This window comes from Kitasatospora sp. NPDC101235 (assembly GCF_044767505.1).
In the GTDB taxonomy this organism is placed as follows: domain Bacteria; phylum Actinomycetota; class Actinomycetes; order Streptomycetales; family Streptomycetaceae; genus Kitasatospora.
Genome location: NZ_JBIWNZ010000021.1, coordinates 120069 through 134932 on the forward strand (window position 1 = coordinate 120069; position 14864 = coordinate 134932).

Consider the following 14864-nt stretch of genomic DNA (forward strand, 5'->3'; position numbering starts at 1 on the left):
GACGGGCTTGGCTGGCATGTCCATCTGATCATCGGATCGAATGTCGAGCAGTCTGCCTTACTGCCTCCCGGGAAACGGGCATCGCAGACCCCCGGTGCTCGACGGTCACCAACTCGGCGCCTCCGTGCAGGATTTGTGGCACATTGCGACGGGGGCGAACCCGATGGTCCGTCAGGCCCTGACGCGCGCCGCGCCGCGCAGCTTGCGCCAGGTGCGGCCGAGGGAGGGCGGCCCGGAGGGGCCGGCGGCGGGCGCACCGGACTCCCAGGACCGGGCCGCCTCGGCGAGGGTCTGCGGCGGAGCAGGGGCGATCGGCGGGCCGACCCGGGCGGCTCGCGCGGCGTGCAGGAGGTCCTCCGGCCGGAGCGCCTCCAGCCTCGCCCGGGCGTGGTCGAGCAGGGCGGCGCAGGCGTCGTTGATCGCGGCCTCGCCGAGCGGGCGCGCGGGCAGGCCGAGGTCTTCGGTCAACTGCCGTTCCAGGGCTCCGCGCAGGTCCTGGACGGAGAGGTCGCGGACGGTCAGCGACAGGTGGGCGGACAGGCCCCCGGCGCCGACCGCGCGGTGCGCGAAGCCGCGCGGGACGTAGAGCACACCGCCGGGTTCGAGGACGCCGTGCAGCCGCAGCGGGGAGCGTTCGTCGTCCGGGAGTTCGCCGAGCCGCCAGTCCGCCGCCGCCGGTGCGTCGTGGACGTACCAGGTCTTGCGCCCGGCGGCCTGGAGGACGAACACGTCGGCGTCGTCGCGGTGCACCGCGAGGCCCTGGCCGCCGGCCGGGGTGACGAAGAAGAAGGCCTCCACCCGCCGGTCCAGTTCCTCGGACAGCCGGGCCACCACCTCGCCGGTCGGGCGGTGCCACTGGTCGACGCAGCGCAGCAGCAGCGTCGCCCCGCGGCGCAGCAGGGCGAGCACCTTCGCGCGGTCCGCGAAGCCGTGGTGCGTCGTGCCGTTGACCACGCGCGAGGTGGTGAAGGACTCGGGCGGGATGGTGACCTTGTCGGAGCGGACCATCTCCAGGTAGGGGGTGCGCAGCAGGCCGCTGTCGAAGGCGGCGTCCAGCTCGTCGAGGTCGAACGGCGGGGCGAGGGCCTCCGGGGTGAAGAGCGCGGGCTCGCGCTGCCACTGGCGGCCGGTGAAGCTCCGGACGTCGCCGACCCAGTCGGCCAGTGTGGGCGATTCCATGGTGTGTGTCCCGTGGTGTCAGGGGTGTTCCGGGGCGTCGAGGCGTCAGGTTCCGACCTGCGCCGTGAACCGTACGGAGAGCAGGGAGCGCAGCGGAACCTGCGCCTCCTGCTGCGGGCTGCGGACGACCAGCCGGTTGTCCAGGGCGACGGTCAGCAGGCGCTCGGCCAGCGGTACGACCAGGTGCTTGGCCCAGCAGCGGGCGCCGTCGAAACCGAACGGCATGAACGCGGGCGCCTTCTCCGGGTCCGCGACGCCGTCCCAGCGCTCGGGGCGGAACTCCAGCGGGTCGGACCAGTAGTCGGGGTGTCGGTGCATCAGCAGCGGGAACAGCGCGACGTCGTCCTCGGGCCGGATCTCGGGGTGCAGTTCGGTGTACGCCGCGCCGCCGTTGCGGTACAGCATCCAGGCGGGCGGGAGCAGCCGCAGCGTCTCCCAGAGGACCGCGGTGAGGTTCGCGCGGTTCTCCGGCCGGTCCCGCTCCGGGCCCATGAGCCACAGCGCGTTGCCGGTCAGTGCGGCCACGCCGTCGCAGAGGGTGGCCGTCGCCCGCCGGTACATCGCGATGGCCTGCTTGCGCTCCACCGGGTCGTCGGCGCCGCGGATCAGCCCGGCCAGTGCGGTGCACCCGTCCTGGCCGGCGGAACCGGGCCAGCGGGTGACGGCGCGGTCGACGAGCCGGGAGAGGGTGTCGGAGCGGGTGACGCCGCGCTTCGACAGCAGGGAGACCGGCAGCGGGTCGGTGGAGAACAGCCAGCGGCGCAGGTGGGAGGTGCCGGCGTAGGGCCAGGGGCCGGCCATCCCGCGGGCCGGGGGCGGTGGCTTCCGGATGCCCGCCATGGCGTCCCGCCCCAGTGCGCGGATGGTCCTGGTCGCGCTGTCGTGGGGGATGTCGGAGCCGGCGGCGGGTTTGTAGACCGATCGCTCGCTGGAAAGAACGGGGCGTGCGGCGACGATTTCGGCCATCAGCCGGGAGTCCGCGACACCGACCTTGGTCGGGTCGATCCGGAACACCTTCTCGTCCCTGTCCAGTAGCTCCTGAATTCTCGGCGCGAACACGATGGAATGGCTGCGAGACTTTGTCGGAGCCATTTCTTCCACGGGAATCCGGTCTCCATTTCGAAATGGCGGGGAAATGTTGTCGGAGCGGCGCCGCCCGAGGAGGTCCGGGCAGGTCGCCGCGCCGGCGGGGGCGTGGCCGACCCAAGCCCCCGCCGGCGGCTGAGCACGTCAGATGACGTGCAGAATCCACGCGTGGTTCGCGAGGTCCTCGTCCTTCTTGAACTTCTTGACGAGCGCCTTGATCATCTTCATGACTACTCTCCATTCCGGGGGTTTTCGGGAGCGGCGAGAATGCCGCACCCGGGCCGTCGGGGATGTTCGACATTCCGTCGCCGGGGGCCGAACGGGTTCATCTGTCATGGACCATAACCGAAGGTTCGCCGCTCGGACACCCCGTCGGCAGAGAATTATGCGATCTCTTTGCCTTGTTAGCGGCTTATTCGGTGGTCGAATCGTTATAACCCCTGGAAATCCACGGTGGGGGCCCGGAACGGGAACGCGAAAGGGCCCCGCGATGCCGCGGGGCCCTGCTGCGCGTACGACGGGTACGGCGCGGTCGGTCAGTTGCCGGTCATGTGATCAGTTGTAGGTCGTGGTGACCGTCACGCCGTCGAAGCCCTGCTGCGCGTAGAGGCTGAAGTACACCCAGCCGGACGGCGGGTTGTTGATGGTGAGGGTCTCACCGTTGCCGCCGGTGGTGGACTTGGCCAGGTACGAGCCGGTGGTGGCCCAGGCGCCGCCGTTGTAGTACAGGTCGGCGTTGCCGGTGCCGCCGCTGGTGGTGACGGTCAGCTGCTTCACACCGGCAGGCAGGTACAGGAAGTTGTAGCTGTAGTTCCCGGTGGTGGCGGCGACGTTGTCCCGGCGGCAGTTCTTGTCGTACTGCCGGGTGTCGGCGGAGGTGCAGAGCGGGGCCTTGGGCTGCTCGGTGGGCAGCGAGCCGCAGTTGTCGGCGGCGCAGGCCTTCAGCCAGGTGGCGAAGTCGGCGTCGTACTTGGTGCCGATGGTGGTCTTCAGGATGGTGCGGGCGCCGTTCCAGTCGCCGGCGCGGTACTTGGCGAGCACCGCGTTGACGTCGTCCGGGTGCGACTGGAGCATGTAGCGGACGGCCAGGTAGCCCCAGTTGTAGGTCCGGGTGGAGTTCGAGTTCTCGTAGGTGGTGTCGAACAGGGTGCTCAGGGCGTAGGTGCCCTTGCCGGCCTGGGCGATCGCGTCGTCGTAGTGGGCGCCGCGGTAGCTGTAGGAGACGTACTCGGCGAGGCCCTCGACCCACCAGATGGTCGGGGTGGTCATGCCGGCCTCGAAGTCGCCGTACATGTCGTAGCGGCCGTCGAGGTAGTGGGTGTACTCGTGGTTGAGGTTCCAGATCTGGAACTCGGGGCGCAGCCAGGAGGCCTCGTGGGCGATGAAGCGGGCCTGGTTGCCGACCGTGGCCGGGTTGCCCTCCTCGTACATGCCGCCGTTGTCGACCTCGATCTTGTACATCTCCCAGGCGTACAGGCTGTAGTTGTAGTAGTCGTCGAAGACGACGACCTCGAGGTTGGTGTTGTTGTCGTTGGCGACCGGACCGTTGTCCTTGACGATCTTGTGGAAGAACGCGTCCTGGTTGATCAGGCTGGTGCAGGTGTCGGCGAGCTGCTGCGCGGTCATGTCCTGGGCGCGGATGCGCAGGTTGGCGTTGCAGGTGTGGTCGACGGTGAGCACCAGCGGGACGAGCTTGGCCGGCACGTCACAGGTGCCGTAGAGGGAACAGTTGCCCTCGTCCTTCTTCTCCGTGAACCAGAGCAGGTTCATGGTGAGCGGACCGGTGTTGCCGACCAGCGGGTAGCGGTTGATCAGGTCCTTGAGGATCGGCCGGCCCTGGGGGCGCAGAGCGTCGCTGGCGACCAGGTTGCCGAGCTGGATGCCGATCTTGGTCACCAGGTCGCCGCCGTTGATCAGGCTGCTGTTGCGGGTGACGAAGGACGACACGGTGGTGGCGAAGGTGGGGTCGGCCTGGAGGGCGGTGACGAACTCCGGCAGGTCGAAGCCGCGCTCGATGACCGTCTCCGTGTTGGCCACCGCGGTGGTCATCGCGGCGGGCCAGTTGCCGGTGTAGTCGTTCAGCAGCCGCTTGACGACGCCGGTGTAGCGGGCGTTCTCCTGGGCGCTGTCGATCAGGGTGACGGCCTCGGCGAGGGTGGCGCCGTTGGCGTCGCTGATGTCCCTGGTGCGCGGGGCGGCGTAGAAGGCGTCCAGCGCACCGCGGATGGCGGTCTTGAGGCTGTCGCCGTACGGGCCCACGGCGTCCGCGTTGTACCACTGGACGTAGTAGCCGGCGCGCAGGAAGAGCACCAGCTGCCCGGCCGAGGTGGAGTTGTCACCGGGGTAGGTGGCGGAGGTGTCGCGCAGGGCGTTGGCGACGGTGACCATCTGGGCCTCGTTGAAGGCACCCTTGGCGTCGTTGCCGGTGAGCTGGAACAGGGAGTTGACGCAGTCGAGCCCGGAGGCCTTGACCTGCTGGACCAGCGCGGCACCGGACTTGCCGGTGAAGGCGGAGACGTCGCAGGCGGCCGTGAGCGCCCGCGCCGACTTGGCGGCGCCGACGGTGCTGCCCGCCGTCGGGGCGGTGGCCTTGGCCTGCGGGTCCGAGACGAGCGGGCGGGCGTCCTTGGGGGTGTCGGGGGACTTGGGCACGGGGATCGTGCGCGGCGCGGCGGGCTTGCCGGCCGGCGCGGTCGCCTTGCCGGCCGACGCGGCGGCGGTGTCGGCGGCGCTCGCCTGCGGCGCGAACAGGCCGAGGGCGAGGAAGAGGGCGGCGCCGAGTGCAGGGAGTCTGCGCGCGCTGTCCTTCGCTATCCGGGAGGGACGCATCTGTGGGGGCCTCCGGGGCCGTTGTGGGTGGGGGCGGCCGCGCTGCGTGGGGCGCACGGGCCTTGCTGTGTGACATGTAAAATGGCACACAGGAGAACGTGGAGGGAAGGGCCGGGAACGGATTGCCGGTCGGCGAGACCGAAACGTTGTCAGGTCCGCACGCGTGTCAGGTCCGCGTGGGTCCCGGAACCGTATGAGCGTCAGGTCCGTACGGGCCTGGGAGCCGTACGAGTGTCAGGCCCGTGCGAGCGGCCGGGGGGTGAGCGCCGCGAACTCCAGCGGCGCCGACGGATCCACCGACAGGTCGGCCGGGGCCGGCTCCGCGCCCGCGCGGACCAGCAGGTCACCGACCGCCGCCACCATCGCGCCGTTGTCGGTGCACAGCCGTAGCGGCGGCACCCGCAGCACGATCCCGGCCGCCGCGCACCGCTGCTCGGCCAGTGCCCGCACCCGGGAGTTGGCCGCGACCCCGCCGACCACCACCAGGGTGCCGATCCCGTGGTCGACGCAGGCCCGCACCGCCTTGCGGGTCAGCACGTCCGCGATCGCCTCCTGCAGCGCGGCCGCCGCGTCCGGCACGTGCGGCTCGCGCTGCGCCTCGACCCAGCGGGCGGCGGCGGTCTTCAGGCCGGAGAAGGAGAACGCGTACGGGTCGTCCTGCGGCCCGGTCAGCGGCCGGGGCAGCCGGACGGCCGTCGGGTCGCCGTCACGTGCGGCGCGGTCGATCGCCGGGCCGCCCGGGTAGGGGAGCCCCAGGATCCGGGCGACCTTGTCGAAGCACTCGCCGGCCGCGTCGTCCAGGGTGTCGCCGAGGTGGACGATCGGGTCGCGGGCCAGGTCGCGCACCAGCAGCAGCGAGGTGTGGCCGCCGGAGACGATGAGCACCACGCAGGGGTCGGGCAGCGGCCCGCCGTCCAGGGTGGCGGCGGCGACGTGCCCGGCGAGGTGGTGCACGCCGTACAGCGGGACGCCGAGCGAGAAGGCGTACCCCTTGGCGGCGGCCACGCCCACCTGCAGGGCCCCGGCCAGCCCCGGGCCGGTGGTCACCGCGACCGCGCCGACGTCCTCCAGGGTGAGCCCGGCCCGGTCCAGGGCCTCCCGGACCGCCGGCGCCATCGCGTGCACGTGCGCCCGCGCGGCGATCTCGGGCACCACCCCGCCGTAGCGGGCGTGTTCGTCCATCGACGAGGCCACCGCCTGCCCGAGCAGCACGCCGTCGCGCACCAGGCCCACGCCGGTTTCGTCGCAGGAGGACTCGATGCCCAGCACCACCGGCGACCCTGTCACAGCCACTCACCCTTGTCGGTCATTACGCGGAACGGTGACCATTGTGCCCGACGGGGCGTGAGGAATAAGCAGGAGCCCATGCTTCGTTCTTGCAACTGATACGCAATAGTGTTGTCCCGGCACGATCACCACCGTTCAACCCGCCGAAAGGGGCCGTGTCCTGATGGGCACCTACACGCTTCCCGACCTGCCGTACGACTACTCCGCGCTGGAGCGGGCGATGTCGGCCGAGATCCTGGAGCTGCACCACTCCAAGCACCACGCCGCGTACGTCAAGGGCGCCAACGACACCCTGGACCAGCTGGCCGAGGCCCGCGACAAGGAGCAGTTCGGCGGCCTGGTCGGCCTGCAGAAGACCTTCGCCTTCCACCTGTCGGGCCACGTGCTGCACTCGCTGTTCTGGCAGAACCTCTCGCCCGAGGGCGGCGACCGCCCCGAGGGTGAGCTGGCCGACGCCATCACCGAGCACTTCGGCAGCTTCGAGGCCTTCAAGAAGCAGCTCACCAACGCCACCACCGGCGTGCAGGGCTCCGGCTGGGGCATCCTGTCCTGGGAGCCGCTCGGTCAGCGCCTGATCGTCGAGCAGGTCTACGACCACCACGGCAACGTCGGCCAGAACACCACCCCGCTGCTGGCCTTCGACGCGTGGGAGCACGCCTACTACCTCCAGTACCGCAACGTCCGCCCGGACTACGTCACCCGCCTGTGGGACGTCGTCAACTGGCAGGACGTGTCGGACCGCTTCGCGGCCGTCAAGAGCGCCTGATCAGCTGATCCGCTGATACGCGTCGCGTGACGCAGGGCCCCGGACCGGTCGGGCGGTCCGGGGCCCTTCCCTTCCCTCATCGGGGTTGTCCGTCGCGGGAGTTGACGCCGGACACAGCCGATGCACCCCGCCGCAGGCTGGACGCCACCCACCGTTCGCCTGCCGGTCGCGTGCCCTCCCTACGCTCGCTCGGACCACCACCGGTGACCGGCCGGCAACGGCCTCCCGGCCCGTCCGCTCCTGAGCGAAAGGGCGCCCGATGGCCCCGCGTCTGTCCCTCGTCGTCCCGATCCACAACGTCGAGCGCTACCTCCAGGAGTGCCTGGACTCGATCGCGGCGCAGACCTTCGGGGACTTCGAGTGCGTCATGGTCGACGACGGCTCGACCGACGACGGCCCGGCCATCGCCAAGGCGTACGCCGCCCGGGACCGGCGCTTCCGGCTGGTCCAGCAGGAGAACCAGGGCCTCGGCGCCGCCCGCAACACCGGCTTGCGCCACCTCACCCCCGGAACCGAGTACCTGGCCTTCGTCGACAGCGACGACACCCTGCCGCCGCACGCCTACCAGCTGATGATCAGCACCCTGGGTGACACCGGCTCCGACTTCGCCGCCGGCAACGCCCTGCGGCTGCGCACCACCGGCCTCAGCCCCTCGCACGCCCACCGCCGCCCGTTCCGCGAGACCCGGCTGCGCACCCACGTCAGCGAACTGCCTGCCCTGGCCACCGACCGCACCGCCTGGAACAAGGTCTACCGGCGCTCCTTCTTCGACGCGGCCGGCCTGCTGTACCCCGAGGGAATCCTGTACGAGGACGCCCCGGTCAGCGTGCCCCACCACTTCCTCGCCGAGCGGGTCGACGTACTCGCCGACCCGATCTACCACTGGCGCGTGCGAGAGGACGGCAACCTGTCCATCACCCAGAAGAAGACCGACCCGCGCGGCCTGGTCGACCGCGTCCGCTCCATGGAACTCGTCCGCGAGTGGCTGCTCGCCCGCCCCGAGCCCGCCTTCGCCGAGCACCTGCGGGCCTACGACCGCAACTGCCTGGTCGAGGAGATCCCGATGTTCTTCTGGACCGTCCCCGACGGCGACCGCGCCTACCGCGCCGCCTACCAGCAGCACGTCACCCGCCTCCTCCGGGCCATCGGCCCCGAGGCGCAGGCCGGCCTCAGCCCCCAGTTGCGCCTCAAGTACCGGCTCACCCTGGCCGACTCCATGCAGAGCTTCGTCGCCGTCCAACGCGCCCACAGCCTCGCCCGCCGCACCCGCAAGGCCATCCGTCGCTGAACACGCCGAGCCGTAGACTTCGGCCATGAACGCCGACGACGTCCGGCCGTTGCGCGTCTTGCGGGGAGGAGACCGCATGCAGGACCCTTCGGACTCGACGGGGACCGCCGAGCCTGAGGAGAACGGTCGGGGCAATACCGTCGGCTCACCTGTTGCCGACAAACCGACATCCGACTCGGACATCGACTCAACGACGGCATCGACGGTCCTGGCGGAGGTGCTCCCAGGGATTGCCGTCGTCTTCGGTGAGCCGGGAGGGCGAGCGCCGCTGGACGCGAGGACGCCGTCGAGGCACGGTACGTCGACGTCATCGCGCGCGACACTCGCGCGGAGCTCGACTCTGCTCTCGCCGAGACGACGGGCCTCGTCCACTCGCTGACGCGTGAGCTGCGAACCATCGCCGAGCTCCCCGGACGCGACACACTGTCACAGTCACTGATGGGGAAGCGGAAGGACTCGAAGGCAGCCCGCGAAATCTCCGCCCGTCTGCTGGAGGCGATCGTGCCTCTTGCCGACGCCCTCCGTCCGCCGGCCCCTCCGCTGGAGGCTCCGGGCGTCGTCTGCGCACCCGAACCGCTGGATCTCGGGCTGTACCTTCGCGTCCTGCGATGGTTCCTCGAGGACGGTGAAACCCTGCGTGTCCTCGGCTTCTCCGACCAGCTCGATGCCCTCGGCCCAATTTCCGCGATCCTCGGCGGAGCGAAGGAGAAGCTGGCGGCAGCGATGGACAAGGCTGCGGCGAAGACACTGGTAGCCGTCACGGATCGCCGCATCATCACGGCCAGGACGAACGCCTTCCTCGAGCATGGCGAGATCCGTCAGGACATCCCGGTCGACCAGGTGCGATACGTCCGAGCAGCGACAACGCAGGACAGAAGCGCGCGCTTGGCGATCGACCTCATCACGCGCGACGAGAGCATCCGCTGGCTCTTCCGTGCTGACATCGACAACACTCACGTGGACGCGCTCGCCGCCGTGCTTGCCGAGTCGATGACGATCCCGGACGTTGAACGCGATGAGCTTCAGCGGCGGCGCCACGCCCCCGTCGAGGCGGGCAGGAAGAGCGAGAGCACTGGCACGAGATCTACGGAAGCGACGGGATCCGAGGCCACGACCTGCGATGCCGAGTAGGTACTCCGCAACCGACGAAGCGCCGTGCCCCACGCAGGGGTGGGGCGCGGCGCTCGACCTTCACACTCCGGGTCAGCCGAAGAAGGCGTCCAGGATCTGCTGGGCAGCCAAGCCCGCCGGGAGGGTGCCGGCGCGGACCTGAGTCTCCAACTCGGGGGCCAGTTGCTGCACTTCGGGGTTTTCGTGGAGGCGGGCGTAGAGCTGGTCGTGGACCATGGCCCAGGTCCACTCGACCTGCTGCTCGCGGCGCTTGGCGGCCAGGGCGCCGGTGGCGTCCAGCACCTTGCGGTGCTGCTGCAACCGCTCCCACAGCACGTCCAGGCCGGCGCCGTCGCGGCCGCTGCACGTCAGAACCGGCGGCGTCCACGCCGCGTCCGGGGCCTGCAACAGCCGTAGCGCACCCGCGAGTTCGCGGGCCGCAGCGCGCGCATCGGTCTCGTGCGGGCCGTCGGCCTTGTTGACGGCGATGACGTCCGCCAGCTCCAGCACGCCCTTCTTGATGCCCTGCAACTGGTCGCCGGTCCGTGCGAGGCTGAGGAGCAGGAAGGTGTCGACCATCCCGGCCACCGCCGTCTCGGACTGCCCGACACCGACCGTCTCGATCAGCACCACGTCGTACCCGGCCGCCTCCATCACCACCATGGACTCCCGGGTGGCCTTGGCGACCCCGCCCAGCGTCCCCGAGGTCGGGGACGGCCGGACGAACGCGGCAGGGTCGACCGCCAGCCGCTCCATCCGGGTCTTGTCGCCCAGGATGGAGCCGCCCGTCCGGCTGGACGTCGGGTCGACGGCCAGGACCGCGACCCGGTGGCCCTGGCCGGTCAGCATGGTGCCGAAGGAGTCGATGAAGGTCGACTTGCCCACTCCGGGCACCCCCGTGATGCCCACCCGGACCGCTCCGCCGGCGTGCGGCAGCAGCCGCTGGAGCAGCTGCTGCGCGAGCGCGCGGTGGTCGGGCCGGGTGGACTCGACGAGGGTGACGGCGCGCGCGATCCAGGCGCGCGAGCCGTCCAACACACCCGTCACATAGCTGTCGAGGTCGATCGTCCGCGGAGGCATGCGATCAAAATCTCACAGCTCGTGGCCGAGGTCGGCCGCCAGGGACTTCAGCAGGTCGTACGCCGCGTCCGGGATGACCGTCCCCGGCGGGAAGACCGCCGCCGCGCCCGCCTCGTACAGGGCGTCGAAGTCCTGCGGCGGAATGACGCCGCCGACCACGATGGTGATGTCCTCCCGCCCCGCCGCGGCGAGTTCGGCGCGCAGCGCGGGCACCAGCGTCAGGTGCCCGGCGGCCAGCGACGAGACACCGACGATGTGCACGTCGGCCTCGACGGCCTGGCGGGCGACCTCGGCCGGGGTCTGGAACAGCGGGCCGACGTCCACCGTGAAGCCGAGGTCGGCGAAGGCGGTGGCGATGACCTTCTGGCCGCGGTCGTGGCCGTCCTGGCCCATCTTGGCGACCAGGATGCGCGGACGGCGGCCCTCGGCCTGCTCGAACCGCTCGACCAGGTCGCGGGTGCGCTGGAGGGAGGCCGACGGGCCCGCTTCGTCTCGGTACACACCGGAGATGGTACGGATCTGGCCGGAGTGGCGGCCGTACACCTTCTCCAGGGCGTCCGAGATCTCGCCGACGGTGGCCTTGGCCCGGGCCGCGTTGACGGCCAGGTGCAGCAGGTTGCCGTCCAGCGAGCCGCCGCGCTGCGGGCCGGCCTCGGCGGCCCGGGTGAGGGCGTGCAGCGCATCGCGGCACGCAGCCTCGTCGCGCTCCTCGCGCAGTCGGCGCAGCTTCTCGACCTGGCGGGCGCGCACCGAGGAGTTGTCGACCTTGAGCACGTCGATCTGCTCGTCGTTCTCCACCCGGTACTTGTTGACGCCGATCACCGGCTGGCGGCCGGAGTCGATCCGCGCCTGGGTGCGGGCGGCGGCCTCCTCGACGCGCAGCTTGGGGATGCCCGCGTCGATGGCCTTGGCCATGCCGCCGGCCGCCTCGACCTCCTGGATGTGCTCCCAGGCGCGCCGGGCCAGGTCGTGGGTCAGCTTCTCGACGTACGCGGAGCCGCCCCACGGGTCGATGACCCGGCAGGTGCCCGACTCCTGCTGGAGCAGCAGCTGGGTGTTGCGGGCGATCCGCGCGGAGAAGTCGGTGGGCAGGGCGAGCGCCTCGTCCAGGGCGTTGGTGTGCAGCGACTGGGTGTGGCCCTGGGTCGCCGCCATCGCCTCCACGCAGGTGCGGGTGACGTTGTTGAACACGTCCTGGGCGGTGAGCGACCAGCCCGAGGTCTGCGAATGGGTGCGCAGTGAAAGGGACTTGGGGTTCTTCGGGTCGAACTGCTTGACCAGCTTGGCCCACAGCAGCCGGGCCGCGCGCAGCTTGGCGACCTCCATGAAGAAGTTCATGCCGATCGCCCAGAAGAACGACAGCCGCGGCGCGAAGGCGTCCACGTCCAGCCCCACGTCCAGGCCCGCGCGCAGGTACTCCACCCCGTCGGCCAGGGTGTAGGCCAGCTCCAGGTCGGCCGTCGCACCCGCTTCCTGGATGTGGTAGCCGGAGATGGAGATCGAGTTGTACCGGGGCATCTTCTGCGAGGTGTACGCGAAGATGTCCGAGATGATCCGCATCGACGGCTGCGGCGGGTAGATGTAGGTGTTGCGGACCATGAACTCCTTGAGGATGTCGTTCTGGATGGTCCCCGCGAGCTTTTCCGGCGGTACGCCCTGCTCCTCGGCCGCGACGATGTACAGCGCGAGGACCGGCAGCACGGCGCCGTTCATGGTCATCGACACGGACATCTTGTCCAGCGGGATGCCGTCGAACAGCTGGCGCATGTCGTAGATCGAGTCGATGGCGACGCCCGCCATGCCGACGTCGCCGGTGACGCGCGGGTGGTCGCTGTCGTAGCCGCGGTGGGTCGGCAGGTCGAAGGCGACCGACAGGCCCTTCTGGCCGGCCGCGAGGTTGCGGCGGTAGAAGGCGTTGGACTCCTCGGCGGTGGAGAAGCCCGCGTACTGGCGGACGGTCCAGGGCTGGTTGACGTACATGGTCGGGTAGGGCCCGCGCAGGTACGGGGCGATGCCCGGGTAGGTCTCCAGGAAGTCCAGCCCGGCCAGGTCGGCCCCGGTGTACAGCGGCTTGACGCCGATGCCCTCGGGGGTGTCCCAGACCAGCTCGTCGACGTCCTTGCCGGTGGACCGGCGCCAGGCGGCCTGCCACTGGTCGTCGGTGACGCCTGCGGTGTCCGTGACGTCTGCGGTGTCCGTGACGCCGGCGGCGCCGCCGTCCAGCCCGATTCCGGTGAAGTCGGGGATCATCGAGCGGCTCCGATCTGGTCCAGCAGGGAGGTCAGGACGGCGACCGCGTCGCCCCCCGCGAAGATGAACTCGTCCACGCCGTCGGGTACTTCGGCGAGTCGCCCGGCCAGCAGCACCCGCTGGGCGCCAGCCGCCTTCAGGGCCTCGGCGACCGGGGCGGCGTGCTCGGCGTACAGGGCGTCGCTGGAGCAGAGGCAGGCGACGGTCGCGCCGGAGGCCCGGAACGCCTCGGCGAAGGCCGCCGGGTCGACGGACTCGGCCGGGACCGTCGCGATGCCGCCCGCCTGGAACAGGTTGGCGGCGAAGGTGGTGCGCGCGGTGTGCGCGGAGGCGGTGCCGATCGAGGCGAGGAAGAGGCTCGGACGGGCGCCGTTCGCCGCGAGGTACGCGTCCGAGCGGTCCCGCAGCGCCTCGTAGGCCTCGGCGCGGCGCACCTGCGGCAGCCCGCCGCCGGGGCCGGCCGGGGCCGGCTCGCGGACCAGCGGCTGCTCGTCCAGGTGCGGGAACTCGCTGACGCCGGTGACCGGTTCGCGCCGCTTGGCGAGCCGCACCGAGCGCTCCGCCCAGGTCGCGGCGATCCGCTCCTCGACGAGACCGGACGCCAGGGCGGCCTGCTGCCCGCCGGCCCGCTCGATCTCCTGGAACCAGGCCCAGGCGGCCCGCGCCAGTTCCTCGCTCAGCTGCTCGACGTACCAGGAGCCGCCGGCCGGGTCGATCACCCGGGCCAGGTGGGACTCCTCCAGCAGGATCGCCTGGGTGTTGCGGGCGATCCGGCGGGCGAAGGCGTCCGGCAGGCCGAGCGCGCTGTCGAAGGGCAGCACGGTGACGGCGTCGGCGCCGCCGACTCCGGCGGCCAGGCAGGCGACCGTGGTGCGCAGCATGTTCACCCACGGGTCGCGGGCGGTCATCATCACCCGGGAGGTGACGGCGTGCTGGCGCTGCGCCGAGGCGGCCGCGCCGGCCCCCGAAACCTCGGCGACCCGGGCCCAGAGGCGGCGTGCGGCACGGAACTTGGCGATGGTGAGGAACTGGTCGGCGTCCGCGGCGTAGCGGAACTCCAGCTGGCCGAGCGCGTCGTCCACCGGGAGCCCGGCGGCGGTGAGGGCGCGCAGGTAGGCGACGCCGGTGGCCAGTGAGCAGCCCAGCTCCTGGGCGGGGGAGGCGCCGGCCTCGTGGTACGGCAGGGCGTCCACGGTGAGAGCCCGCAGGCCCGGGTACCCGGTGGCGCAGCGGGCGGCCAGCGCGGTGGCCTCGGCGAGCAGCGCCTCGGTACGGGTGCTCTCACCGGTTCGGGCCTGGAGGCCCAGCGGGTCGGCGCCGAGGTTGCCGGCGGCGGCGCCGGGGGAGACCTCGCGCTCCTCGTAGAGCTTGAACAACTGCTCGGCGGCGTCGGTGAATTCGGGCCCGGCGTCGAGCGCCACGGCGGCGAGGTCCAGGTACACCCCGGCCAGCGCCTCGGGCAGGGCCTCCACCGGCAGGCCCGCGCCGCCCAGTTCCAGCCACAGCGAGCTCACGCCGTGCTCCAGGTCGGCCAGCACGGCCTCGTTGGTGCGCCGGCGGTCCGGGTCGGCATGCCGCTGGCGGACGTCCCACCCGGCCACGGCGGAGCCCTGCGGCCGGCGGCCGCGCACGAACGGCGGGAAGCCCGGGTAGCCCGGGTCCGCGGCGGTGTCCTCGGCGGTGTACAGCGGTCGGGCGCTCAGCCCGTCCTGGAGCCGGGTGGTGAGCGCCTGCTCGGCGGCGGGGCCGTCCTCGGGCTGGGCACCGGACTTGCGCAGCACTCCCTGGACGAGCTGCTGCCACTGCTCACGGTGCGCGGCCGGGAACTCGGCGGCGAGGGGGAGCCTTTCGGGCGGGACCTTCATGTGCGCAGGTTAGCGCCCGTTCGCAGGGCCGCAGGAGGGGGATCCCGTGTGACCTTTCCCTCGATTCGGCCGATTTCGAGCACTCCCCGGGAGGAGGAGTGCCACGGGCGTCGGGGCGGTGACA

General features: G+C 71.4%; 10 protein-coding genes. 3 read left to right on the plus strand and 7 right to left on the minus strand.

The genetic code is table 11. The annotated features are described in order from the left end of the window. Positions 1-171: 171 nt before the first annotated feature. The 4 genes from ACIRRH_RS29800 to tsaD all read right to left on the minus strand — a co-directional run bounded on the left by ACIRRH_RS29800 (position 172) and on the right by tsaD (position 6381). Positions 172-1179 (minus strand): JmjC domain-containing protein, encoded by a 1008-nt coding sequence (locus ACIRRH_RS29800; protein ID WP_403073552.1) that lies wholly within the window; start codon positions 1177-1179, stop codon positions 172-174. Positions 1180-1224: 45 nt separating this feature from the next. Then, complete coding sequence (locus tag ACIRRH_RS29805) at positions 1225-2238, minus strand: cytochrome P450 (protein WP_403073554.1); 1014 nt, start codon at positions 2236-2238, stop codon at positions 1225-1227. 582 nt (positions 2239-2820) lie between these two features. Then, positions 2821-5094, minus strand: coding sequence for a M9 family metallopeptidase (locus tag ACIRRH_RS29810; RefSeq protein ID WP_403073556.1), 2274 nt, complete (start codon positions 5092-5094; stop codon positions 2821-2823). Between the two features lie 234 nt (positions 5095-5328). Continuing rightward, on the minus strand, positions 5329-6381 hold the full coding sequence (tsaD, locus tag ACIRRH_RS29815; RefSeq protein WP_403073558.1) for a tRNA (adenosine(37)-N6)-threonylcarbamoyltransferase complex transferase subunit TsaD: 1053 nt from the start codon (positions 6379-6381) through the stop codon (positions 5329-5331). A 163-nt stretch (positions 6382-6544) separates the two neighbouring features. Here tsaD and ACIRRH_RS29820 point away from each other — a divergent pair, with 163 nt between their 5' ends. From ACIRRH_RS29820 to ACIRRH_RS29830, 3 genes are all read left to right on the plus strand, one after another. After that, complete coding sequence (locus ACIRRH_RS29820) at positions 6545-7147, plus strand: superoxide dismutase (protein WP_224280740.1); 603 nt, start codon at positions 6545-6547, stop codon at positions 7145-7147. Between the two features lie 259 nt (positions 7148-7406). Continuing rightward, positions 7407-8435, plus strand: coding sequence for a glycosyltransferase family 2 protein (locus ACIRRH_RS29825; RefSeq protein WP_403073560.1), 1029 nt, complete (start codon positions 7407-7409; stop codon positions 8433-8435). 438 nt (positions 8436-8873) lie between these two features. Next, positions 8874-9566, plus strand: coding sequence for a hypothetical protein (locus ACIRRH_RS29830; RefSeq protein WP_403073562.1), 693 nt, complete (start codon positions 8874-8876; stop codon positions 9564-9566). A gap of 72 nt (positions 9567-9638) precedes the next feature. Here the strand turns inward: ACIRRH_RS29830 and meaB are convergent, their stop codons facing one another. Genes meaB through ACIRRH_RS29845 form a run of 3 tightly spaced genes read right to left on the minus strand, consistent with a single transcriptional unit; the run spans position 9639 to position 14740 of the window. Further along, complete coding sequence (meaB, locus tag ACIRRH_RS29835; protein WP_403073564.1) at positions 9639-10625, minus strand: methylmalonyl Co-A mutase-associated GTPase MeaB; 987 nt, start codon at positions 10623-10625, stop codon at positions 9639-9641. A gap of 12 nt (positions 10626-10637) precedes the next feature. Then, on the minus strand, positions 10638-12875 hold the full coding sequence (gene scpA / locus ACIRRH_RS29840; RefSeq protein WP_403073566.1) for a methylmalonyl-CoA mutase: 2238 nt from the start codon (positions 12873-12875) through the stop codon (positions 10638-10640). Continuing rightward, a complete protein-coding gene (locus tag ACIRRH_RS29845; RefSeq protein WP_403073568.1) occupies positions 12872-14740 on the minus strand; it encodes a methylmalonyl-CoA mutase family protein in 1869 nt (622 codons plus the stop codon). The genes scpA and ACIRRH_RS29845 overlap by 4 nt, the downstream gene beginning before the upstream one ends. Between the last annotated feature and the right edge of the window lie 124 nt (positions 14741-14864).

Excerpts from the sequence above, each read along its gene's own strand:
- ACIRRH_RS29800 (WP_403073552.1), bottom strand. The coding sequence starts at position 1,179 with ATGGAATCGCCCACACTGGCCGACTGGGTCGGCGACGTCCGGAGCTTC.
- ACIRRH_RS29810 (WP_403073556.1), bottom strand. The coding sequence starts at position 5,094 with ATGCGTCCCTCCCGGATAGCGAAGGACAGCGCGCGCAGACTCCCTGCA.
- ACIRRH_RS29820 (WP_224280740.1), top strand. The coding sequence starts at position 6,545 with ATGGGCACCTACACGCTTCCCGACCTGCCGTACGACTACTCCGCGCTG.
- ACIRRH_RS29825 (WP_403073560.1), top strand. The coding sequence starts at position 7,407 with ATGGCCCCGCGTCTGTCCCTCGTCGTCCCGATCCACAACGTCGAGCGC.
- ACIRRH_RS29830 (WP_403073562.1), top strand. The coding sequence starts at position 8,874 with ATGGGGAAGCGGAAGGACTCGAAGGCAGCCCGCGAAATCTCCGCCCGT.
- meaB (WP_403073564.1), bottom strand. The coding sequence starts at position 10,625 with ATGCCTCCGCGGACGATCGACCTCGACAGCTATGTGACGGGTGTGTTG.
- scpA (WP_403073566.1), bottom strand. The coding sequence starts at position 12,875 with ATGATCCCCGACTTCACCGGAATCGGGCTGGACGGCGGCGCCGCCGGC.
- ACIRRH_RS29845 (WP_403073568.1), bottom strand. The coding sequence starts at position 14,740 with ATGAAGGTCCCGCCCGAAAGGCTCCCCCTCGCCGCCGAGTTCCCGGCC.